A 22,931-nucleotide genomic window follows, 5' to 3' on the forward strand; every position below is an offset into this window, starting at 1 on the left:
TTCCCGGATAGTTTGGCGAGAGAAAATCTAGCGGTTCAAACCTAACTGGCCCCGCCACAGCTTCCACAATATCCCTCCCAAAGATACACAAAAGGCCGCGTTCCACCGTGCCAAAGAAACATGGAAAACGCAGCCTTACTTTTGAACAAAAATTATAAAAGACATAGCCGAACGACTAATCTGGTCCCCACAGCAGGCGGAATTACTAACAGCCGCAGGCGACAATTTTCAATTCCCAGAATTAGCCTACTCGCCTTCCTCATCACTCAAGGACATCACCAACACGTTTTCCGCGTAGTTAACATACTGCCGCAGATGTGTGGCCTTGGTCCAAGTAATGTTTCCAGCCTCTAACAGCGTCTGAATGCCAGTCCGCTCGGCACCTAATGCCCGCACCCGCAACTTGTTGATCTGATGTTGATAATCATCATTACGGTGTGGCAACGTGGCTGCCTTGGCCCGTTCGATACGGTTACGGTACTGGACAATCAGATGGTAAACGGCCTGATTATCGAACTGGGTTTCATCAATATCCGTCCGTGACAGATACTCGGATAACGCCTTAATGGCCGCCTTAGCTGTCTCACGCTCAATCAGATTGTTCTCCGCGTGTAAGCGGTCAGTATCCTCGGAGTGTAGCCAGTAGGCCGCATCCCGCCACAAATGCTTGAAGAAGCGACGCCAGTAGTTGATGACGCCGGGCATCGTGTGGCCGGAGACTTGCGTCAATCGACCTTCCAGATTTTCAATCCGGCGGAGCGCACCAACATAGCTGGTCTGCGTGATCTTCTCACCCTGACGCAACTCCTTTAATGTGGCGCGTTCGCCGTCAATGGCCACCTGACGCAGTTTGATTTCATCGTCCAATACCTTCTGCATCACGGTGTCGGCGCGATAACTCATTTCTAAGCGGCGGATAATGAACTGGTAGTCGAGGATCAAGTCATAGGCCGCCCGCTGATTGTTGGGCCGCCGTAACTCCTCAATCTTGGAAATGGCCAAACGCATGATGTACGCGCGCGCCTCTTCCTCACTGATTTGCCGGACAGGTTCCTCTGGGAACTCCTCTTCATCTTCCTCATCGTCTAAATTAATGTCATTGGCAATGTCATCGCTGGCACTCGCCCGCGTCTGTAAGGGCTGCTTATCCGTCGAAATCAGTGGCAGCATAATCGTCGCCGCAATCAGACTGATAATGATCACCCCGGACGCCACGAAGAGCATCAACGCCCGCGCCGGGAAACCGGCCCCGCTGGCAACTACCGCTGGGACAGACAGGACACCGGCCATCGTAACGGCCCCCCGTACCCCAGAAAGACCGGATAGGACGGCCGTCCGAAAACCAGGACGCTCGTCACTGTGGTTGCGTGTCAGGCGTTGGAACAGGATATACCCATACGTCCACAACGTCCGAATGGCGACCAAGATTACCCAAGCCATGAAGGCAAAGAACAGAGCCTGCCAAGTGTTGAACTGACCACCCTTGATGACCTGTGAGGTCGCCACGGGAAGCTCGATTCCTAGGATCACGAACACGATCCCATTTAATGAATAGATAATAATATCCCAAACCTTTTCGGTCACGAGCTTTAGTTCTGGTGAGTCCTCCACGATACGACTCTCCCGCGCGTGGAAAAGCACTCCGGCCGTCACCACGGCGATAACGCCGGATGCGTGAGTGATTTCTTCGGTCACGAGATAAATCACAAATGGCGTGGCAATCTGTAACACCGTGTTAAAAATCACGTCATCGATGCCTTGGCGCCGTAAGATGTCCATCAATAGCTGGATTGCCGTCATGAAGATCAGCCCCGATAAGAAACCAACGATACTGATGTAGACGAAGTCGCCCACGGCCGTCCCGACCGAGAAGGCCCCGGTCACCGTGGCCGCAATCGCATATTTGAAGGCAATCAGACCACTGGCATCGTTGATCAGACTTTCCCCACTGACCAAATGCATCAGACTAGCCGGCAACTTGACCTGCTTCGAGATCGACTGCACGGCCACAGGGTCGGTTGGCGACAGGATAGCTGCCAACGCAAACGCCACGGTCAATGGCATCTTTGGAATCAGTTCATAGATCAGAAACCCACCCAACAGCGTGGTCAGAAAGACCAGCCAGATGGCATTTCCGAAAATCGGCCCCCGCAAACGCCACAACTCTCGCTTGGGGAAGCGGCGCCCATCGTTATATAGCAATGGCGCGATAAACAGGAGTAAAAACCAATCAGTCTCGAGTGGCACTTCAAATTGCCAGACTAACGCGACCATGAGGCCAAGGGCAATCTGAATCAAACTGACTGGAATAAACGTGAGGTAGTGACTGATAATATTCGAAAATAGGACCAGGACGATTAACAAAATCACTGCTTCAACTATAGGCACATAAGGTTCCCCCTTCTTTTTTTAGACTTACTTCGGTTCTTCACCAATAATCCGAACTTCGGTTTCAAGGTGAACTTGGTCTTCTTTCCAGATAACTTCTTGAATGTGGTGGATTAATTCGAGATAATCAGTCGCCGTCGCGTGGTCAATGTTCACGATGAAGCCCGCATGTTTCGTGGAGACCTGGGCACCACCCCACTTGAGGCCTTGTAATCCAGCTTCCTGAATCAATTGACCGGTGTAGTGTCCCGTAGGCCGTTTGAATACACTCCCACAGGATGGCAGATCCAGCGGCTGCTTAGCTGCCCGCCGCGCATTTAAATCATCCATCGTGGCTTGAATGGCCACACCATCCCCGGGTTTCAGCGTAAACGTCGCCGTCAAAATAATGTCATGATAGTCCTGAACGGAACTGTGCCGGTAGCCAAAGTCGAGCTCCTGCGCGTTCAACGTCCGAATCTCACCTTCTGGCGTCAAAACTTCGGCGGAAGTCACCACTTCACTGATTTCGCCACCGTAAGCCCCGGCGTTCATGAAGACGGCACCGCCCACACTACCGGGAATTCCGGCCGCAAATTCAGTTCCCGTCAACGCGTGAGCTTGCGCAACCTGGGTCGTCTTGATCATAGCCGCCCCGGCCTCAGCAGTGACCGTATTGCCGGTAACCGTGATGTTCGCCATCTTAGTTAAAATCATAACCAAGCCACGGATACCACCGTCACGCACGATGAGGTTGCTGGCATTCCCCACGACCGTCACCGGTAAATTCTCCTGGTTGGCGTAGGCTAAAAGCGATTTGGTCTCTTGGATGTTGGTCGGAAAGGCCAGGTAATCCGCTGGTCCCCCCGTCTTCGTATGCGTATAGTGAGCCAAGGGTTCATTCCGCAAAATTTCAATCGCTGGAAATGCCGCTGTAATCTCTTCCATCATCATCAAATTCCCTTCGTTTCTCAAAAGTTTGTGATCGGTTTGACCTGTCACTGGCCAAACGAACAACAGTCATAGGGCTATTTTACCATGGAACCCCCTACCATCGCACGCTGGGTGCACTGATTCACAGAAAATATCATGAGAAATGAGGATTTCTATGTGGGCTTACTGAAAATCGAGTCGGGTAAGATGGCAGCTCGCTGTTGAGGCATACCCGAAATCACTTTTGACGAAAGTCCGCTACTTCTTAGCAAGGCTGGCTGAGTCATAAGTCCGGTGCCGATATTTAATGTTGAACAACTATGTGTAGCCGGAGGCAGACTGGGATGTAGCCAGCCGTGTCGATGGCGTAAGCACGGGGCTAGCCCCTTCCCGTGCTTACGGCATGGGACGACCTTGGAGACTCGCCGGGGTTGCGAGGCTTCAAGGCGAGGCTAAAGACCGCTTCTCAGGCTTTAGCCGGTCCCCACAGCAGGCGGAATCCCAGTCTGCCGCAGGCGATAATTTTAACTACCTATTTTTAAACATTAATAGTCCCTGCGTGGGCGAAACGGACACGATATGGTCATGCCATCTGGTATACTGGGAAGTAGCAGTTGGAGGTGCACAGATGAAATTTATTTCATGGAACGTCAACGGCCTACGGGCTATTGTTAAAAAAGGATTTGTCGATACATTTAAGGAAATGGACGCCGACTTCTTTGGCATCCAAGAAACTAAGTTGCAGGAGGGTCAGATTGACCTCGACCTCCCCGGTTACTACCAATACTGGAACTACGCCGAACGTAAGGGCTATTCCGGAACGGCTTTGTTTACCAAACACAAACCGCTAAATGTCATCTACGGCATCGATTCGCCCGACTTTGATCACGAAGGCCGGACAATCACCCTGGAATACCCCGACTTTTACGTGCTGACCTGCTACACGCCAAACTCTGGGAGTGGTCTCAAACGACTCGACTTTCGGATGGGCTGGGAAACGGCCTTTCTCGATTTCATTAACCAGTTGAACGCCAAGAAGCCCGTCATCTTCTGTGGCGACCTGAACGTGGCGCACACGGAGATCGACCTGAAGAATCCCAAAACGAATCACAAGAATGCCGGCTTTACCGATGATGAACGGGAGAAATTCACGGCCCTCCTCGCCGCCGGCTATACCGATACCTTCCGTTACTTCAATCCGGATGCTACGGAACGTTATTCTTGGTGGAGCTATCGGTTCCACGCCCGCGATAACAACGCTGGGTGGCGTATCGATTACTTTGTCACCAGCGAACGCTTGCAAGACCATTTAAAAGACGCTAAAATACTAGACCAAGTCATGGGTTCCGACCACTGTCCGGTGGAACTCGACGTCGACGGTTTGACCGTCTAAATTCACTCTGAAAGGATGAGGCACTTTTGAATTTCGTTGCTATGGATTTTGAAACGGCTAGTGGCAAACGCTACAGCGCCTGTTCACTCGCGCTAACCATTGTGCGGGACAGCCAGGTCGTCGATGAATTCTACTCATTGATCAAACCCGATACTGATTTTTTCTGGCGGAACGTTCAGATTCACGGGATTCACGAACGCGACGTGGCCAACGCCCCTGCCTTCCCCGAAGTCTGGGAGCACGTCGCCCCCTTCTTCCAACGGGATCGGTTGGTGATTGCCCACAACGCCCCATTTGATAACGGCGTTCTGCGCAGTACCCTGGAACACTACAATTTACCAACCCCGCGTTACCTGACGTTGGACACGGTCAAGACCAGTCGGAAGTTCTTCCCAGAATTTCCCAATCACAAGCTGAACACGGTCTGTGACGAACTGGGCATCGACCTCCATCACCATCACAACGCGCTGGACGATAGTTTGGCCTGCGCCAACATTCTGCTGTACGAGGCCAATCACTTTGGCACACAGCCTTTGAAGAACTTTGTGACGGTAAATGCCTAACGCTACTGAATTTGCCCTATACTATTACTAATGTAAAAAATGGGATTATTGTCTCAACTTTTTTGACAAAATAGGCTTTGTACCAACCCGATATCGCGTCCAAAGCCTTGTGACAATTGACTTTGACAGTTTGTAAAGAAAATATCTAATCACATACGAAAAGGCACTGACCAGGAAATCCTGATCGGTGCCTTCTTAAATAACGGCTTAATTTAACTGGTACACCATTTCAACAGCTTGGACGTGCTCGCCATCATCGTCGGTCACCGTCTCCGGTGGCGTCTGGGTCCGGGCAAAGCCCATCTTTTCGTAAAGCTTCATTGCAGGGACATTTCGCGTCTGCACGATCAGTCCGATTGCCTGCAGGTCACTCGCCGTATCCGCCCAGTAGAGAGCCTCATCGACTAGTGCCGTGCCGATGCCCAGGTGCCAATATTTCTTCTCGACAGCAATGCCCAGTTCACCCACGTTACCTTGTGGTGTTGGTGAGATCGACAGAACGCCCAGCAGCTGGTCGCCAAGACACGCCACCAACAATAAGTGGACCGGGCTCTCCTTGATCTGTTCCAGCTGATCAGCCTCTTGCGCCGCACTGATGGGATCATCCGCATCGGCCAAGCTAAAGGTGTCACTCTCTTGTTGCAAACGTTCCAGCAATGCCAGCAAAGCCTTCGCGTCAGTTGCATTCGGCAAGCGAATGGCCACTTCATCACTCATTGGTGCCGTCCTCCAGTTGTTTCACTAATTTTTCGAAATGGGACCCACGAGGTTCGAACCGTAACGTCCGCTGACTTTCGCCAGCCTCATCGTCACGCTTGAACACAATTCGCAGGTAGTCCTCGGGGAGTTCATCCGCAATGAATTTCGACCATTCGACCACGTTGACCCCGTCACCATTGAAATACTCATCGAGCCCCAGCTCATCACCACCGCCCTCTTCCAAGCGATAAACGTCCATGTGGTAGAGTGGGATTCGCCCCCCCTGGTATTCACGAATGATGGTAAACGTTGGGCTCTTCACGTTACGCGTGATGCCCAAACCAGCAGCCAATCCTTTGGTAAAGGTCGTCTTGCCGGCACCGAGGTCCCCATCGAGTAGAATGACATCGCGCGGTTGTAAGTCCGGTGCCAGTTGTTGCCCAAGAGCCATTGTGGCTTCAGGACTTGTGACCGTTACTTCATACATTGTCTCTTTCCCCTTTTACTTTAAACTAAATTTGATTCATCATCGTTGTCCAAAACATCCTGTACGACTCACCTTACAAATAATACCCGGACTGCTTGAAAATAGCAATCCGGGTACCTTAAAGTTGATTTAACTGATGTTTCGAGATCGTCTGCGGCTGCCAGAAATTCCGCCTGCTGTGGGGACCGCCTACAGCCAAAGAACGGGCTTTCGGCTCGCTTGGAAGCCTCGCTAAAATTCAGCGAGTCTCCCAAATCGTCCCATGCTGTAACTCCGGGAAAGAACAACCACCCGGACTAACACCATCGTCACAGCCAGCTACATTTCTGGCCTCCTCCGACTGAAATACATCAGCTAACTAATTTTCTGTGTATACCTATTAATTTCATTTCAATATTTAGCCAACTAGATCAGATAACATGAATTGCGTAAGCTACTATTTAGTCTAGTGATTGCGCAGCCGTGATGATGGCTACCTTGTAGACATCCTCTTCGTTGCAACCCCGTGACAAGTCAGAGACTGGCTTGTTCAGGCCTTGCAGGATCGGTCCAATGGCTTCAAAGCCGCCGAAGCGTTGGGCAATCTTGTAGCCAATGTTCCCGGATTGTAATTCTGGGAAGACAAAGACATTCGCGTGACCCGCAACCTTGGAGTCTGGGGCTTTTTGTGCCGCCACACTCGGTACGAAGGATGCATCGAATTGTAACTCCCCGTCGACGGCCAAATCTGGTGCCGTTTCGTGGGCAATCTTCGTGGCCTCTTGTACCTTGGTGACCATGTCACCCTTGGCAGAACCCTTGGTGGAGAAGCTCAGCAAGGCAACCTTAGGATCGATGTCGAAGACTTTGGCGGTATGGGCACTTTCGATAGCCACTTCGGCCATCCCCGGTGCATCGAGTTCGATGTTAATCGCACAGTCGGCGAAGACATAACGTTCTGCACCCTTTTGCATGATGAAGGCCCCACTGATACGCTTAACACCTGGCTTGGTCTTAATAATTTGTAAGGCCGGCCGAACGGTATCACCGGTGGCGTGAATCGCACCGGAGACCATCCCATCTGCTTGGCCCATGTAAACCATCATGGTCCCGATGTAGTTCGGATCTTCCAACATCTTGGCGGCTTGTTCAGGCGTGTTCTTGCCCTTCCGCCGGTCGACTAAGGCATCGAGCATTTCTTTATGCTGATCTGCTGGAATCGTTGATGGGTCTAAAATCGTCAAAGGTTCCAGATCAATGGCGTTGTTAATCGCCGTGTTTTGAATCTCACTCTGTTTGCCTAAAACGACGGCTTTGATCAGGCCGTCAGCGGCCAAACGACTCGCTGCGCCTAATACCCGAACGTCTGCGCCTTCTGGAAATACAATGGTTTTGTTTTGTCCGTTGATCTTTTGTTTAAGACTATCAAAAAGTTCCATATATGATGACCTCCATAAAATATCCCACGAATCAATTCTGTACCTATGCTTGTTGGTTGGTTGTAGTGTTGGGCCCGTCGTCAGCGGTCACGTGTTCAGGCAACTGCCAGTCGATGGGCGTCTCACCCAATGATGTTAATGCGATGTTGGTCTTGGAAAACGGCTTGGAACCGAAGAATCCCCGGTAAGCCGATAAGGGGCTGGGATGCGGTGCTTGCAAGACGATGTTGGTCTTGGTATCGATCAGCTTGATCTTGGAGCGTGCCGCCCCACCCCACAGGATGAAGACGACCGGTTCCGGCCGTGCGGATAGCTTGGAAATCGCTGCATCAGTCAGCCGTTCCCAGCCATGCCCCTGATGCGAGAAGGCCTTGCCATACCGGACGGTCAACACGGAGTTCAAGAGCAGTACGCCTTGTTTGGCCCACTTCTCCAGATACCCATGATTTACCGGTTGAATGCCTAAGTCATCCTGCAATTCCTTATAAATATTCTGTAACGATGGTGGCAGCGGCGTTCCCGGCAAGACCGAGAAGCTACAGCCGTGTGCCTGTCCGGGGTTATGGTACGGATCTTGCCCCAGGATAACCACCTTGACCTTGCTAAACGGCGTCCATTCGAACGCGGTAAAAATATGATACATGTCCGGATAGATCTCGTAATGCTGGTACTCCGAGACTAAGAACTGGCGTAATTGTTGATAATATTCCTGTTCAAACTCGGGCTCCAGAACCGGCCACCAATCATTATGAATAAACGGTTTCATTCCCAACACCTCACGCTTTTATTCTATCATAACCACGCGGTAAATGATATTGTCGAACGTGACCGAGAAAACATGTTAGAATGAGAATAACTAAGATGGACTTCCAGAACTAGTCGTTTCGTCTGCGGCAGGCGGGGGTATCGCCCCATGAGGCAAACCTGGAGCCACAGTGCGGTCTCCAGGGCGCCTTTGAGCCTTATGAACCAAGTCTCAAAGGTCGGCCAGTGGTCTAAGCCTGGCCAAAGTTCTGCCAAGCTAAGACCACCGACACGGGGCAACACCCCCGCCTGCCTCCGACTGCACTACCGTGTGGAAATGAATATTAGTTTTTTACTTCATTTCACACATGAATGTCCGGTGTTTTCACATCAATTTCCGGTTTTCCTATGGTCATTTAATCGATCACATTAATCGCTTTAATTCTATAACTAAAGTCGCTATACTTTTGCCAAAGGAGGTTCCCATGCGTAAACTTTATCTTAATCAAGCCGCTCTGTCGGCAAAAGCTACCACGGTCATTCGTGACACGGATAATGAGTCGCGCTACCTCCTCGTTGGGAAGTGGGGACTGCGCGCGGATGTGCTGTCTGTGTACACGATCAGTGGGGCATTGGAGGCTGAGGTCAAACAAGAGACTTTGGGTCTGCTGCCCAAATTCCGGTTGCTCTATCACCGGCAGATGGTTGGCCGGGTCAGTAAAACCTTTGGCGTTATTCGCGAAGTCCTCTTTGTCCGCGGACTGAACTGGGTCATCATGGGCAATATCAACAGCGGCCACTTCACAATCACCCATGGTCGCGAGAGCATTGCCAGTATCGACCGGGTCAGTCAATCCGGCGGTGGTACGATTGAATTGACGGTGGATCAGGAAGATCACGAAGCCTTGGTCATCTGTCTGGCATCGATCCTCGACCGTTGGGGCAAGAAGTCGCAGGGCTCTGCGTTACCGGTCAAACCGATGTGGGCCCCGCACGCCTTACCAACTGGCAGTGTGACACCCTTTATTAATGCACCGAAAAAGTCTAACCTTCAGGATCACACACAAGATTAACTGTAAAAAGGCAGCGGGAAATTTTCCAGCTGCCTTTTTGATAGCCGTAAAACGATAGGCAAATCGCCTACTGTCATACTCTTCTATTCTGCAATGACCAATTTTTTATTGGCGGTCACGTACTTGCCGTTGGTTAACACGAAGCGTGTGGTCTGCCGGTATTTCACGACCTTCTTCACCTTGAGGACCTTGTCCTTCCGGTAGTGGACCGACTTACCGGTCAGTGCCACCTTGCCGTAACCATTAATGCCCTTCGCGTTAATCACCTTAATCTTCGCTTGTTTCTTGACGTAGTAGACCGAACTCACATAAGCTTTCTTAGCCGTGATATAACCGGTCTTCCCTGCTGTCTTGCTGTGATGGTTCACGTCACGTACCTTGTAGCGCTTGTTACCAGCCTTGGAGGTCGCATAGCCCGTCACCACAAACATGGGCCGCTGTGTCCGTGATTTTTTGGTGTAATACATCTGGCGAGAGTTATCGCTGAAGTTCTTGGTCCGATACAGCCCAATCTTCTTGGTGGCATAAACGACACCACTCACGGGAACGACCGTCGCGCCACCCCCACCAGTCACCAGATCCGGCTCATAGTGGAAAGTTACCGTCTGCGCAGACTTGGAGAACGTCCCAGTGACCTGACCCTCAGTCTTAGCTAACTTGTAACCATCGAACACCAGCTGCTCGGCCGTGTACGCTGCCCCTAATTTGCCAGACAGCGTCTGATCGGCGGCGAGTGATTTGCTTTGCTCATCCAGATAACGCACGGTAACTGGTGCAGCGGTATCATCTGGCGGCGTCACTGGTGGTAAGACAACCCGGTCAACCGGCTCCCAGACGTAGGTTTCGACCGTCGTTGGTCGGTCGGCCCCTGCCACGTATTGAGCGGTGACGTCATCTCCCTCGGCAAACTTTTCACCCAAAGGATTCTGCACTGTGCCATCCGCAACTGCTTGCCAAAGCCCGGTGTACTGGTCGTCAGCCTTAGCGTTTCTCAACGCAGTGCTAGTTCCCCTAAACAGTGTTGCCGGCCCCAGCGTTAGCTCAGATAAGTTGCTCGCGCTGGAGAACATATAAGTCGACGAGAAGCTGGTGGGCGGCGCAAATTTCGGCAACTTTATCGTCTGAATACCAGAAGATCCGAAGGTAAACATCGCACTTGAAAGATTGGCGAAGGTCCCAGCCGCAAAGTTAACGGTCGTCAGCGCTTGGTCCCCATTGAACATCGACGTCATCGTCTTCACTTGGCTCGTATCGAAGTGGCTAATGTCGACCTGACTCAGCTGAGATTGCCCATAGAATAGCCAATCCAGAGTAGTCACCTGTGACGTGTCAAAACTACTCACATCAAGTGACGTCACTTGGCCATCAAAACTATCTACCGCAAACATCCCCGAGAGGTTTGTGGTCTGACTAGTATCGAGTTGATTAAGATTTTTGTAAGCGGTAACATTTCTGAACTGCCGAAATAAATTGGTGGCGTTCTTAGGTGCGACCACCTTGCCATCTAGGACGACAGTGGTTACCAGGTCAGCAGCAGCCTTCGTGGTCGCAACCGTTGGCGTACCACCTTGTGCAAGCACGATTTGCGTCGCCATTTGCCCAGTATTGGTCACTAGACTTCCCGGTTCGCCCAATTGGCCGGCACCTAAATGAAGGGTCCCATCGGCAGTCAACGTCCAGGCGACCTCGCCGTACTGACCATTAGCTAAATTGTCCGCCTTCACGGTTGCGGCCTGCGCCACAGACGATTCTGTTCTAGTTTCCAAGAGACTGAGCGGTTGACCAACACCTAAAGCGAGGGCCACTAATAAAATACTGACTGATTTTTTCACGATAGTTCCTCCTCCCCGTTGGATAGAAAGTGGTGCGCCGTCGCCTAAAAGTTGTAAAACATTTATTCATTTAATTATTTCACCAATCATATGATAGCACGCTTATTAAGTTATTCAAACGATTAGGTCTCGCTGTTTTTCACTTGTGAAATTCATTCAATAATCTCCTCCTAAGCACCTGTTCACACACCTTACGCGATGCCATAATCATTCACAATTTTAAAAAAATAAAAGAGGCCACCCGTCAGTAGCCTCTAAATAAATCCGTCTTATTGTGAAATAATTAATTTCTTGTTAGCGGTTACATATTGACCGTTCGTTAACACAAATCGGGTCGTTTTACGATGCTTGACGATTCTTTTGACCCGTAATTGTTGCCCGTGCCGATAATGTTGCTGCTTACCCTTCAGTGACTTTTGGCGATACCCATTCACCCCCTGCGGATTGATCACCTGCACCTTAGGTTGTTTCTTTGCGTAATAAACGGGAACCGTGTAGTGTCGGTTAGCTGTAAGGTATCCCGCCTTGCCAGCTGTCTTGGAGCGGTGATTAACATCACGTACCTTGTAGCGCAATTGCCCTGTCTTGCTAGTCGCGTATCCGGTGACCACAAACATCGGTCGAGCGTGACGTTTCTGTTTGGCATACCAGTGATGACGGGCCGTCGCACTGAAATTCTTGTCGCGATACAGCCCCACCTTCTTGGTCGCGTAAACCACGGTGGCGAGAGGTGCAATGCCATCTCCCCCGCCGCCCGTCACAAGGTCAGGCGCATAGTGGAAAACAACTCGCTGTGTCGTTGTCTTAAATGTGCCCGTTTGCTGACCGACAGTACGGGTCAATTTGTACCCCGAGAATCCCAGCTTTGCGGCCTGATAGGTTGTCCCGAGCTCTCCCGTTAGGATCACGTCATCTGCTAGACGTTGTCCGCGCTCATTCAAGTACTGGACAGTTACCGGCTGGGATTCTTCAACCGGCGGGGTTATCGGCGGTGGCGTCACTGGGGGCGGAGTGACGGGCGGCAGCACCCGATCGACCGGTTCCCAGACGTACGTGTCTGGTTCCGTCAGCACCAGATTAGGGTCCCGCCTACCAATTCGAGAACCCGTATCGAACTTTTCACCGAGTGGATTCAGCACGGTGCCCTCACCAACGATTTGCCATTTACCGGTATAGGTCTCGTTCTTGGGTGGATCGGTTACGTTGTAGAATTTCCCCTGCTGCGCGCGTGGGCCCAAGGTTAACTGCCGCAAGCTCTTGGAACCATACAAGACGGACCCACTGTTACTCAGCGGATCAAACACAGGTAGATTCAGGATCTCAACTCCCGAATCCGAAATCATCTGAGCCGCACTGGTCATCGCTGCGAATGTCGCCTTTTCAAAATTAATGACCTTCAACGCATGCGTGCTCGCCAACATCACGCTAGCCGCCGTCACCTTGTCCGTAATGAAGTTCGACACATCTAGTTCCTGTAGCCGAGAATTGGAAGCAAACATACCGGCCATATTCGTTGCCTGACGTGTATCGAGCTTGGAGACATCCATCGTAATCACATAATAATTTTCCGAAAACATATAGCTCATATTAGTCGTATGACTAGCATCGAGGCGTGTAAGCCCCACATATTCCTTGACCCTTTTTAAGCGTGCAAATGTGTTACTCGCGTCTACTGCTGCCACCACATCGCCGTCAAAAACAACGCGGGTAATCATTTCTGCCATCTGATTAAGCTCACTGAGCCACAAATTTGAACTGTTGTAATAGACGCGGGCCACGGCTTGTAGAAGCTGTCCCCGTCCTGAATCACCAGGCGTTGGCTCATACTCTGGAAACTGTCCAGCCCCTAAATGCAAGTCACCCGCATCAGTCAAATAGAAATTGACCGACCCAAATTTTCCTTGCGTCACAATCCCGGCGTTGGCGCCCTTTTCATAATTATCCTTGTTTGCAGATGTCATCCCAGTCGTGTTAGACTCGGCAAACGCTGTCTGGCTAGGAACCGCAATAGCCACGATTGGCGCCCCTGTTCCCAATAGTAATCCCGTCACTAACAACATCGTTAGGCTCCGCATCGTTGTTCCCCCTTAACTTTTGCTCAATGGCGGCGGTCTTGCTAATTTATCTGATCACAGGATAGCATGACTGATCTTAACCGGACAAGTAACTTCCACCGGGGGACGCAAATCTCGAAGAAAACAACAAAAAAGCTGCAGAACTAAGTCCTACAGCCCTTTCTCCCTACTCAGCGATGACCAATTTTTTGTTGGCAGTGACATACTTGCCATTAGTTAACTGGAATCGCGTCGTTTTATTAAATTTCACAATCTTTCGAATTTTGAGTTTTTGACCATACTTGTAGTGCCCCGTCTTGGCTTTTAAGGATTTCTGCTGGTACGCATTAATTCCTTTCGCATTGATCACCTTAATGGTCTTGGCCTTCGATGCGTAGTAAATAGGCGCAACATACGCATGTTTAGCCGTGATGTATCCCGTCTTCCCGGCAGTCTTGGAATGGTGATTAACGTCCTTTACCTTGTACCGCAGATGACCGTTCTTAGAGGTTGCGAACCCCGTCACCACAAACATTGGTCGGTTGGTGCGCTTGGTCTTAGGATACCAACGGTTAAGCGTCTGCTTCGAGAAATTCTTGGTCTTGTAGAGACCAATCTTCTTGGTGGCATAAACGACACTGGCCATTGGCGCAATCGTTGCAGCATCCCCACCGGAAACCACATCCGGTGCATAATGGAAGGTCACCGTCTGAGCCTGTTGGCTAAAGGTACCGTTAGCTTGGCCCACTGTTTTAACTAGTTTGTAGCCGCTAAAGACGCGCTGATCAGCCGTGTAGGTGGACCCCAGTTGGCCGCTCAATGTCACGTCATTGGCTAATCGCTGACCATTTTCGTCCAGATACTGAACGGTGACTGACTTCGCATTTTCACTCGGCGTAACTGGTGGCGTCGTTGGCTCGATGACCCGATTGACCGGCTCCCAGACGTAGGTTTCCACGCTCTTGGGATTGTCCGTCCCATTGTAAAGATTCGTGATATCATTTCCAGTCGCGTATTTGGCACCTAAAGGATTATCGACCGTCCCATTGCCGACAGCCTCCCAGACACCAGTAAAGTCATCCGGCATGTTCTGTCGTGGTGTGTTCAGACCAGTAGTACCCTTGAAGTGTGCACCGGGACCTAACGTCAACGTTGTGATGATCGTTGTCCCGTAGAACATACTGCCCCCAGTAAATTTAGCGGCCGGTGCGAACTGTGGCAAGTTAATCACTTGCGCCCCGCTGTTGAGAAACATGTACATCGCACTAGTCAAACTACTAAAGCTTCCTCTGGCAAAGTTAACCTCTTGCAAGCTTCTCGTCTGGTAAAACATGTCCGTAGTCGTGGTAACTTTATCCATATTGAAAGTCGACACATCCAGCTTCTCGACGGATTTCTGTCCATAAAACATGAACTGCATTGAGGTCACGTTCGCTGTATCGAAGTGGGAAACATCAATATCGGTCGTCACAGAATCCATATTACCAGCCTGAAACATCCCATCCATCGTGGTTGCTTGGCTCGTATCCAATCGGTCCAAATGTTCATAGGCCGTCACGTGGCGTAACTGAGCAAAAAGGTAACTAGCATCTGCAAGTGTCTTAACCGCACCATCCAAAACGACCTTAGTGACCTGATCAGCCGCTGCCTGCGTCTGGGTACTCGTTGGCACATCAGTATTGTTCTCCACCTTTGCAATTTGCGTGGCTAATCGACCGACGTTATTTGCTAAACTAGTGTCTTCGCCCAACGTTCCAGTACCTAAATGGAGTTCCCCACTTGCGGTTAAATACCAATCAACTGAACCATATTGGCCGGCCGCCAAATTATCGGCCTTAGGCGTACTGGTTGTCGTAGCCATTGCCTGAGCTGGTGCTGATGCCGTATCATCAGCCAGTGCGGTGATTGGTGCCGCCGCAATTCCCAACACCAAGCTTAGTAATAATGCATTAACTTTTAAGTTCATCACATGTTCCCCCTCAATGTGCTTCCCCTAGTCAAGGACACGGGTGTTTTGGTATTCATATAATACCATCGTTAACTATCCAGTTAAACATATTTTTGTCACAGTTAACATCTTGTGTCCAAATATAGCCTTTTAGGGTAAGTTTGACAAGGTTCTCAGTTTGGTATTTCAACAGCCTAATCTATTGATATATAACGGATTGGCAACTAGTCATCTGTTATTCAGTATTCTTAGTTAAAAGCAGTCATGTGTATTCATACCCTATACTTATTCAATAATTACACGTACATTATGCAATAAAAAAAGCCACTTGAACTTTTCCAAGTTCAAGTGACCTATAACCATTAGTAACGTTTCATGACTCGGGCAATCTGCCGGTCTTGTTCACGCCGCTTAATCGTTTCTCGTTTATCGAATTCTCGTTTCCCATGGGCGACCCCAATGAGAACCTTCGCAAACCCATGCTTCAGGTAGACCTTAAGTGGAATCAGGGTAACCCCTTTATCCTGCGCAGCCAATCCAAGACGATGAATCTGCTTCTTATGCAACAACAGCTTACGATTTCGCAACGGATCGTGGTTGAATCGATTACCGGCCACGTATTCATTAATGTGGACGTTCATCAACCACGCTTCACTGTTCCGGATCTGCGCAAAGCCATCTTGCAAATTAATGCGCCGTTCCCGAATCGATTTGATTTCGGTCCCGGTAAGGACGAGTCCCGCTTCCACCGTTTCCGTCACAAAGTAATCATGACGGGCTTTCCGGTTTTGTGCGAGTAAGTCATCCGGGTTCTTTTTAGACTTTTGTTTAGCCAAGTGCTGTCACCTCGCTTAGTGCCGATCACCCTGCGAGTTATTGCGGTGTTGGCCACCATTACCGTTGCTCCGGTGGTTACTCCCGTTATTCCCGTGTTGGTTGGTTGATCGTTGGTTCCCATTACGGTGGTTACCATTACTGTTGCCACCGTGTTGGTTTCCATTGCTACGATTGTTGTTCCGGTTATGGAAATTCCCATTACCATTGCGACCGCCGCGTGAACGGTGTTCTCTCTTTGGCAATAAGTCACTGACCGGAGCGGACTCTGGGTTTAACAACTCAAAGTCGATTTCGCTCTGTTCCTTGTCAACGTGGATAACCTTGACCCGAATCTCTTGGCCAATCTTGTACGTCCGACGTGTATTCCGGCCAACCAAGGCCAGGTACTTTTCGACGTATTCGTAGTAGTCATCTTGCATCCGACTGATATGAATCAGACCTTCGATGGTGTTTGGCAGTTCGACGAACATCCCAAACTTCATGACCGAACTAACAACGGCGTCAAATTCTTCACCGACGTGATCAGCCATGTATTCAGCCATCTTCATATCATTCGTATCGCGTTCGGCATCAATTGAGCGCCGTTCTGCTTCGGAAGTGTGGACCCCGATTTCTTCCAAAATCGGTGCAAACTTTTCCTTGCTGGCGTCGTTGATCCCATGGTCTTCGTAGTAATGAATCATTCGATGAACCATGGTATCAGGGTACCGCCGAATTGGTGACGTAAAGTGGGTGTAGAACTCTGCACCCAACCCAAAGTGACCCAAGGATTGGTCAGCGTAACGGGCCTGCTTCAGACTCCGTAACATCATGACTGAAACCATGGCCTCTTCAGGCTTTCCAGCGACTTGCTTCAGAATACCTTGCAACATCTTAGGACGCAAGTGGTTAGGATCACCCTTAACGTTGATCCCGAAAGCCGTTAAGAATTCGAAGAAGTTCCGAACCCGGTCGCCATCTGGCGTTTCGTGGACCCGGTATAGGAATGGGACTTTGGCACGGAAGTAATGTTCCGCAACCGTTTCGTTGGCAGCCAGCATGAAGGATTCGATCATGCGTTCAGCCATCCCACGTGTCCGCAATTTAACATCGATGGCATGACCTTTGTCATCCACGATGATTTCTGCTTCGCGGTCATCAAAATCAATGGCCCCACGACGCTTCCGTTGCTTAACCAAGATCTTGTGAAGTTCACCCATGTCTTCAAACATTGGAACGAGTTCCTTGTAACGATCCCTGGTAACAGCATCGTGTGATTCCAAGATGTTGTTAACAGCCGTATAAGTCATCCGCGCCTTAGAACGCATTACAGATGGGTGAATCCGGTGCTTAACCACGTGACCTTCAGGATTGATTTCCATGTCACAGCTCATGCACAACCGTAATTCGCCCTCATTAAGTGAACAAATACCGTTGGAGAGGCGCCGTGGCAACATTGGAATAACCCGATCGGTCAGGTAGACACTGGTCCCACGCTTGTAAGCTTCCTTGTCCAGAATGGAGTCTTCTTTAACGTAATGGGAAACATCGGCGATATGAACCCCTAAGTGGTAGTTCCCGTTGTCGAGCTTCCAGACTGTAACGGCATCGTCCAAGTCTTTAGAAGATTCACCATCAATGGTGACTAAGTCCTGGTTCGTAATGTCTTCACGGCCCTTAGTTTCTTCAGGGAGCACGTGATCTGGAATCTCATCAGCGGCCTGCATGACCTCTTCGGGGAATTCAGATGGAATGTTGTGTTGGTAGACAATCTGTAAGATGTCGATGCCAGGATCATCCACACTACCGATAACTTGCTTGGCAATCCCAACCATAGCATCTGGATGGGCATCGCTAGGATATTCGGTAATTTCTGCCGTAACCACTTCACCGGGCGTTGGATTCAGACCCACGTCCGTGACGTAGAACTTGTACTTCATGACCTTCTTGTCCGTTAAACGAACTTGGCCCAAGTAACCCGCATCATCGTCGGTCTTCATGAATTCACCAACGACTTGTTCGTAGTGGTGTTCCACGATTTCCGTGACTTTACCTTCGGGACCCTTACCGCTACGGGGATCGCCGGCACGAACGATTTCAATCTTAACCGTGTCACCGTTCAAAGCGCGTAACGTATTGTTAGGCGCAATGTAAGCGTCTGGTTCGATCTTATTCTCGTCGTAAGCCACGAACCCAAAGCCCTTGTCATTGCCGTGGAAAATTCCGGTCAATGTCCGTTGGCTTGGATCGAGCTGAAAATGGCCGTGTTCAGTCACTTGAACTAAGCCGTCCCGTTCCAGTTGTGCTAACTCCTGCACGATCAGTTTGAAAGCAGCTGAGCCGTGGTAATGGAGTGCATCTGAAATATCTTCTACTGTGTAGTTCTGGTCCGAGTGTGCCCGGAAGAACGCTGTTAAATCACTCTTTAAATTATCTTGCACTATCGATTCCTCGTTATTTTTAAAAGATTGTGTGTAAATACGTCAATATATCTGTCTCAAGAGCATGATGTGCCGTATTGACTGTCAAAACGTGGTCAGCACCAGCATACTCATGAAAATCAACTTGTTTGCTCGGATACGCTTCCGCCAGCCACTGACCCGAACGGGGATCAATCATCTGATCCGCTGTCCCCTGCGCAATAAATACAGGTTGTTTAACCTGATCTAAATGTGTGGCTGTAGTATCCGTAAACGCCTGAATTGCTGTCAATTGCGCCGGTAAATGCTCCTGAATCCAAACCATCCGGTTCGCAATCTCCGGCCCATCCAAGTTCTGTTGCTGATACGTGGTCCGTGCCATCTGAATGAAGGCCTCTGGCACATGCGTCTGTCCGCGAAAGACCACGGGTGACGCAATCGTTCCGCCCCCAACCAACTGCGGATCAGACTGCAACGCACGCGTCGCAAACAATCCGCCTAAGGATAGACCAAAGATGGCAATCTGTTGGTACCCACGCCGCCGAAGTGATGCAATTGCATCACGCGTGTCCTGCCACCATTTCTGTGGCGACCCGTCGCGTAAAATGTCGGCGGGATCACCAGTCGCATGCCCTGTAAAAATTGGTGCGAGCACGGTGTAATTTTCGCTTTCTAGCCGGCGAGCCAGCAAGCGCATATCGTTAGAACTACCCGAATAGGCGTGCAGCAAGATAACTGCGTGAGGCCCCTGCTCAAAGAAGAGCGGGGTTGGTTTTCGAATCATGTAAAACCACCACTTTCCGCTATTGCTGAGATAGTCTTCGTGAACATCGTCGATTGTGACGATTCAGGAACGCCATCATGGTATTCCTAGGCAGGTTCTCTGCCTGTTGCTAGGTGGAAAAAAGCCCCCTGTAGCGAATAAACAGGAGGCTTAATGTCTAGTGTGAAGAAAGGTAAACTAACCCCAATGCCAGTCCAAAGAAAAGAGCTCCTAAGACGACCGTAACTTTTTGCATAAATGCTTCAAACCCACGAGGCTTAGACTTAGCAAATAAGTCATCGGCACCACCGGATAAAGCGGACAAAGCGTCATTGGTCTTAGCAGGTTGCATCATTACCGCAATAATGATCAGAACACTGACAATCAAAATACAAGTCATTAAAAAATTATACACAAATTTGCCTCCTACCTATCGAATAGGTCTAATAGGTCTAACTATACTCTTCCTAATTTATCATAGTCGGGCCAGTTTTACCAGTCCCGCGCTCACTTAATCCAGCAGTCGATGCGGAGAATTATTCAATTTCGTCAGCTGTTGCCGGACGTAAGCCCGATTATGCCGGTATGTGAAAATAATCAATGTATCTCCTGATTTAAGAATCGTATCCCCGTTCGGAATGACTTCGCGTTCACCCCGGCGAACAGCGACTAACAACGACCCATCGGGCCAGGTTAAATCACGTACCTGCTGACTATCAAAACCGGAATTCTCTCCGACTGGATATTCCACGCGATCCGCCACACCATCGGTATTGACCTCGGCAGGCTTGACCAATTGTCGCAACATCGCCTCGTAGATGGGAGCCCCACCCAAAACGTCCACGGTAATGTACGCGACAATCGCGACTACAGCCAATGGCATCAGGTGATGCAACGTCCCCACCATTTCAGTAATCAGTAAGATGGCCGTGAATGGTGCCTTAGAAATTCCGGCAAAATATCCTGCCATGGCGTAGATGATAAAGTTTGCTACAAACATCGAGGGCAACCATCCCATCAGGACAAAGGACCGAGCCCCGATTGCCCCCAGCAATGCCCCTAAAGTCAGAATCGGTAAAAAAATTCCACCGGGTAGACCGGCGCCGTAGCTCACCGTGGAGAAGCAGAACCGCAGCACGAAGTATCCAATCAAGGGAATCAAGAGCGGGGTTTGCTTGGCAAAAGTCACAATCATCTGATTACCACCGCCTAAAGCTAGTGGCCACATCAAACCAATTGGAATCACCAAGAGAAATGGGATGACACCATCTAAGTGCCGCGGTAGCCAGGTCAGCTTTGCGTACCACTTACCCACTCGCAATGTCACCCACTGATAGCCGAATCCCAACAATCCCAGACCAATCCCCAAAACCAGCAGCAGCCAGTAATACTTCAACGGCAATGCTTGCTGGTAGTTAATGTGGAGAACCGGCGTCAGGCCGAAGATGCCATTGGATACGAAATTGGCAACGACGGCACTAGTTAGCGCCGTGAGCCAGACTAATGTGGAAAAACTGTGATAGACCTCTTCTAGAATAAACAATGTCGAAGCGATGGGGGCATTGAAAGCTGCGGATAATCCGGCAGCGGCCCCACCGGCAATCACCAATCGTCGTTGCGTCCCGGTGAATCCTAGCCGGTAGGCAATCCCTTGGGCAACGGTCCCGCCGAGTTGAATGGACGGCCCTTCTCGTCCCAGAAACAGACCAGAGCCAATCCCAAGAACCCCACTGACAAACTTTTTCCACAGCACTGGCCACCAAGCATAGTCAAGTTCACCAGCTAACTGCCCTTCAACCTGTGGAATCCCAGATCCCTTGATCATGGGCGTTTGCTTGACCCAGTAACCAATTAGAAGGGCGATGGCCACCAACAAGATGGCCCAGGGAATCAGCCACCATGGATGTTGGCCTAGCCAGCCATAAATCCCTTGTACCAGAATCAGCATGTGCTCGATCAATAAGCGAAAGACACTGACGACCGCACCGGCAAATAGCCCGACAATGGCCCCAAAGAAAATGGCCTTTAATCGTGTTAAATCGGGTTGTATTTGACGTTTCTCCTGCATGGCTGATTCCTCCGTTATGTTTTAGTCCAAGAACTAGTCTATCACAGTTTTAGCGGATATCAGTGGAGAAATCGTCGGAACCGAACGAGGCCTAATCCTGCTAGCGCTACCATTCCCAGCAGACTCCCCTTTGTCGTTTGTTCGTCAGTTTGTGGTAATCTTTGGCCTGATGTTGCGATGCGCTGCAAGGGACTAGCAGTCCGGTGTGGCTTGGCTTGTGAGGCGGCTGTGGTGCGCTTAGCCGGCTTGGAAGTGGCTATTGTGTCAGTTGCTGGTGTGCTCCCATCAACAGCCGTGACTGGTCGCTCAGTGAGTTCTGAGGTGTGATCCAGATCTGTGGCGTTGATGGGACCTTCCGGCGTATAAATGACGTTGGGATTGGACACATTACCAGGATATTCATCAACTGGTACGACCAATTCCGGATGCGTAATTGGCAAGCTGCTACTCGGTCGTGATGGCACAAGTGGTGCTGGCGTCGGCAATACTGGATGCCCAGGATCCGTTGGTTGACCCGGATGGGGCGCAATTGGCAGTGTTGGCTTCACGCTGGCTCCAGGATTACCAGGCTGAGGTTTCTCCGTGACATCTGGTTTATCTGGCACAGTTTGGGGCTTGTTATGACTGCCTTCATCTGGCTTACTATCAGGTTTCTCCTCCCCACCAGGCATTGGCTTAGCTGCTGAATTCAGCGGCGTAACTTTAATATTCCAAGTCTCACTGGTAGTCGCCAGTCGATTCTTAACCTCGGGTGTAACCAATCGATACCCAGCAGGTGCCTCGATAATCATCTTACCCCCGCGCGTAAATTTGGCAGAGGACACATGTGATTGTCCAATCTGTTGATCGTTCTGATCCGTATATTTGACCGTAACCTTTACGGGTAAGCCAAGCCCACTGTAAGTCCACTTTAGTGCAGCCGTCGGTGCGGCTTCCGGTGCCAATCTGTTCCCCGACGTCAAAAAACCAATGAGGAACGCCTGATGCTCAAGCGCTTCACCAGCGACAACCTGTCTCTTTTCTGTCGAATATACCCACTTACTCTCTGTTTGGTCCCCATCATTGATTGCCTCCACGAAAAATTCAAGATCCATGTCATACTTTACAGTCTCATCAGCCAATCCAACCACGCTACCACCACTGCCAACCAATAGCCCACCAATGAATAAACTCACCATCACACCATGTTGCCATTTCATTTTCATCATTTTGAATTCCCCCTTATACTCCTTAACTACGTAAAAAGTTGCGAAATAAACTTGGGAAATCAAAAAAAGGTTCTATGTCAACTGTTGTTGGTAATTCTATTTATAAAGTTGTCTAATCCATTGAGATTAGGCAATTTTTTTGAGT

The 22,931-nt window shown here is 50.1% G+C and carries 18 protein-coding genes; 3 read left to right on the plus strand and 15 right to left on the minus strand.

What is annotated here, in order from left to right; all coding sequences use genetic code 11:
• Nucleotides 1–246 precede the first annotated feature (246 nt).
• Entirely contained in the window at nt 247–2,388 is a 2,142-nt protein-coding gene (locus EKM73_RS08990; RefSeq protein WP_125701588.1) for a cation:proton antiporter, read from the minus strand.
• 27 nt (nt 2,389–2,415) lie between these two features.
• Nucleotides 2,416–3,321, minus strand: coding sequence for a UDP-N-acetylmuramate dehydrogenase (murB, locus tag EKM73_RS08995; protein WP_125701589.1), 906 nt, complete (start codon nt 3,319–3,321; stop codon nt 2,416–2,418).
• A 607-nt stretch (nt 3,322–3,928) separates the two neighbouring features.
• Between murB and EKM73_RS09000 the strand changes: the two genes are divergently transcribed.
• Nucleotides 3,929–4,693 carry an exodeoxyribonuclease III gene (locus tag EKM73_RS09000; protein WP_125701590.1) on the plus strand — a complete coding sequence of 255 codons (765 nt, stop codon included), beginning with the start codon at nt 3,929–3,931 and terminating at the stop codon, nt 4,691–4,693.
• Nucleotides 4,694–4,719: 26 nt separating this feature from the next.
• A complete protein-coding gene (locus EKM73_RS09005; RefSeq protein WP_125701591.1) occupies nt 4,720–5,256 on the plus strand; it encodes a 3'-5' exonuclease in 537 nt (178 codons plus the stop codon).
• A gap of 207 nt (nt 5,257–5,463) precedes the next feature.
• Here the strand turns inward: EKM73_RS09005 and EKM73_RS09010 are convergent, their stop codons facing one another.
• From EKM73_RS09010 to EKM73_RS09025, 4 genes are all read right to left on the minus strand, one after another.
• Nucleotides 5,464–5,973 (minus strand): GNAT family N-acetyltransferase, encoded by a 510-nt coding sequence (locus tag EKM73_RS09010; RefSeq protein ID WP_125701592.1) that lies wholly within the window; start codon nt 5,971–5,973, stop codon nt 5,464–5,466.
• On the minus strand, nt 5,966–6,442 hold the full coding sequence (gene tsaE / locus EKM73_RS09015; protein WP_125701593.1) for a tRNA (adenosine(37)-N6)-threonylcarbamoyltransferase complex ATPase subunit type 1 TsaE: 477 nt from the start codon (nt 6,440–6,442) through the stop codon (nt 5,966–5,968). Before tsaE ends, EKM73_RS09010 begins: the two co-directional genes overlap by 8 nt.
• A 440-nt stretch (nt 6,443–6,882) precedes the next feature.
• The gene (pta, locus tag EKM73_RS09020; RefSeq protein ID WP_125701594.1) at nt 6,883–7,860 is read right to left on the minus strand and encodes a phosphate acetyltransferase; all 978 of its coding nucleotides are present in this window, start codon (nt 7,858–7,860) and stop codon (nt 6,883–6,885) included.
• A 43-nt stretch (nt 7,861–7,903) separates the two neighbouring features.
• A complete protein-coding gene (locus tag EKM73_RS09025; RefSeq protein WP_125701595.1) occupies nt 7,904–8,626 on the minus strand; it encodes a uracil-DNA glycosylase in 723 nt (240 codons plus the stop codon).
• A 463-nt stretch (nt 8,627–9,089) separates the two neighbouring features.
• On the opposite strand from EKM73_RS09025, the gene EKM73_RS09030 reads away from it, so the two are divergent.
• On the plus strand, nt 9,090–9,677 hold the full coding sequence (locus EKM73_RS09030) for an LURP-one-related/scramblase family protein (protein ID WP_125701596.1): 588 nt from the start codon (nt 9,090–9,092) through the stop codon (nt 9,675–9,677).
• 83 nt (nt 9,678–9,760) lie between these two features.
• On the opposite strand, the gene EKM73_RS09035 is transcribed toward EKM73_RS09030, so the two are convergent.
• The 9 genes from EKM73_RS09035 to EKM73_RS09075 form a co-directional block, all read right to left on the minus strand.
• Nucleotides 9,761–11,509 carry a MucBP domain-containing protein gene (locus EKM73_RS09035; RefSeq protein WP_125701597.1) on the minus strand — a complete coding sequence of 583 codons (1,749 nt, stop codon included), beginning with the start codon at nt 11,507–11,509 and terminating at the stop codon, nt 9,761–9,763.
• 269 nt (nt 11,510–11,778) lie between these two features.
• On the minus strand, nt 11,779–13,584 hold the full coding sequence (locus EKM73_RS09040; RefSeq protein WP_225421362.1) for a DUF5776 domain-containing protein: 1,806 nt from the start codon (nt 13,582–13,584) through the stop codon (nt 11,779–11,781).
• Nucleotides 13,585–13,750: 166 nt separating this feature from the next.
• The gene (locus EKM73_RS09045) at nt 13,751–15,529 is read right to left on the minus strand and encodes a MucBP domain-containing protein (RefSeq protein ID WP_125701598.1); all 1,779 of its coding nucleotides are present in this window, start codon (nt 15,527–15,529) and stop codon (nt 13,751–13,753) included.
• Between the two features lie 344 nt (nt 15,530–15,873).
• The gene (gene smpB, locus EKM73_RS09050; protein ID WP_020088232.1) at nt 15,874–16,347 is read right to left on the minus strand and encodes an SsrA-binding protein SmpB; all 474 of its coding nucleotides are present in this window, start codon (nt 16,345–16,347) and stop codon (nt 15,874–15,876) included.
• Between the two features lie 15 nt (nt 16,348–16,362).
• On the minus strand, nt 16,363–18,768 hold the full coding sequence (gene rnr, locus EKM73_RS09055) for a ribonuclease R (RefSeq protein ID WP_125701599.1): 2,406 nt from the start codon (nt 18,766–18,768) through the stop codon (nt 16,363–16,365).
• A gap of 19 nt (nt 18,769–18,787) precedes the next feature.
• A complete protein-coding gene (locus EKM73_RS09060) occupies nt 18,788–19,531 on the minus strand; it encodes an alpha/beta hydrolase (RefSeq protein WP_125701600.1) in 744 nt (247 codons plus the stop codon).
• A 157-nt stretch (nt 19,532–19,688) separates the two neighbouring features.
• Entirely contained in the window at nt 19,689–19,925 is a 237-nt protein-coding gene (secG, locus tag EKM73_RS09065; RefSeq protein WP_125701601.1) for a preprotein translocase subunit SecG, read from the minus strand.
• 96 nt (nt 19,926–20,021) lie between these two features.
• Entirely contained in the window at nt 20,022–21,578 is a 1,557-nt protein-coding gene (locus EKM73_RS09070) for a ClC family H(+)/Cl(-) exchange transporter (RefSeq protein WP_125701602.1), read from the minus strand.
• Nucleotides 21,579–21,637: 59 nt separating this feature from the next.
• On the minus strand, nt 21,638–22,786 hold the full coding sequence (locus EKM73_RS09075; protein ID WP_125701603.1) for an LPXTG cell wall anchor domain-containing protein: 1,149 nt from the start codon (nt 22,784–22,786) through the stop codon (nt 21,638–21,640).
• Between the last annotated feature and the right edge of the window lie 145 nt (nt 22,787–22,931).

It is taken from the genome of Levilactobacillus fuyuanensis, assembly GCF_003946395.1.
Taxonomy (GTDB): Bacteria; Bacillota; Bacilli; order Lactobacillales; family Lactobacillaceae; genus Levilactobacillus; species Levilactobacillus fuyuanensis.